The sequence below is a fragment of the Streptococcus sp. HMSC064H09 genome, assembly GCF_001812625.1.
In the GTDB taxonomy this organism is placed as follows: Bacteria; Bacillota; Bacilli; order Lactobacillales; family Streptococcaceae; genus Streptococcus.
Map to the genome: position 1 here is coordinate 1 of NZ_KV809602.1, position 1,261 is coordinate 1,261.

1 protein-coding gene is annotated in these 1,261 nt (G+C 39.8%); it reads right to left on the reverse strand.

Going from position 1 to position 1,261, the window contains the following annotated elements; translation table 11 throughout:
* Positions 1-89: 89 nt before the first annotated feature.
* A complete protein-coding gene (gene tehB / locus HMPREF2867_RS07895) occupies positions 90-968 on the reverse strand; it encodes an SAM-dependent methyltransferase TehB (RefSeq protein ID WP_070576950.1) in 879 nt (292 codons plus the stop codon).
* Between the last annotated feature and the right edge of the window lie 293 nt (positions 969-1,261).

Here is a 1,261-nt window from a genome sequence, read left to right on the forward strand (position 1 = left end):
AGTGGTTTTACCCACTACAGAAATTATAGAGCCGTTTTTAATTTGAAGATAAGTCAAGCTGTGCTCAACTCTTTTACAGCCATTCGCTCTTATTTAACCTTCTTAGCTAACATGGTTGCAAATTGAAGGGCGATTGGATTGCCATGCTCATCTAAACGGTGAAGGTGACCAAGATTTTCATTGTACTTGATTAATTCCCAGTCACTATAGTAGTTTTTCAACTCGCCTTCTTCAAACGTAAATGGGAAAGGCATGGTACAAGGGTGCTCCTCAGTGTCCATGGCACAAACAATTAGGTTGTAACCACCAATGACTGTACGCTCTTGCATATTCTTGATAATAGCCGGAATTTGATCGGGATCAAGGAACATGAAGACCACTGTTGAGAGGATGAAATCAAAGGTCTCAGACTCAGGAAGAGCAGCAGCATTGATATCGTAGTAGCCAGCTCTAATATTGTAATTTTCCTCATCTGCAATCATTTGGATGCGTTGTGTAGCTTCGTTATTAACATCAACGGCTGTAACATCATGCCCAAGAGATGCCAAATAAAGAGCATTACGGCCGTGACCACAACCTAGGTCGAGGGTGCGACCAGGTTTGATATGGCCAGATTGGACTGCTTCAAGAACCTCGGAGTGAGCCTTAGTGTCATACTTTTTAGCTATGTAGTCCTCAGGTTTACAGTAAAAAGAAAGATAGCATTCCAAATCATCTGATGCAGCAGCGATGCGATGCCAAGCTTGTGGTTCAACAAAAGGAATCTCTGTCTCGGGGGTAAAAAGGTGCTCTGCAGTAACCTGTCCTTGTTCATCTAATTCGTAGAAGCGGAGAGATCCTGATAGAACGGTCAATTTAGCCCAAGTTCCTACCTTAGTATTGTGTTTTTGCGTCACCATTTCTGGAAGTGTTGTAGCTGTCCAGTTTGGTAAACGTTTGTAGCAAAGAAGTTGCTGATCTATAGTCATTTTATGAGTTCCTTTCAAACGGTATGACTCTATTATAGCAAAAGTATGGAAAAAGAAAAAAGGCCTAGCCGGGTGAGCTAGACGATTTTCTTGTGAGAGATCTGATAATCTAGGAATGGGGAAAAGTGTTTGGGGAAGATAGGTATAAATGTTAAGAAGGGTTCCTAGACTATTTAGAAAACGTTTATGAGAACAATAAGTTTTAAATAATAGAATACTTATCTATAACTCATTAGGTCTCTCTTTACATTATCTATTGTACCAAAAAAATTCAGAGAAAACTTACATATTTT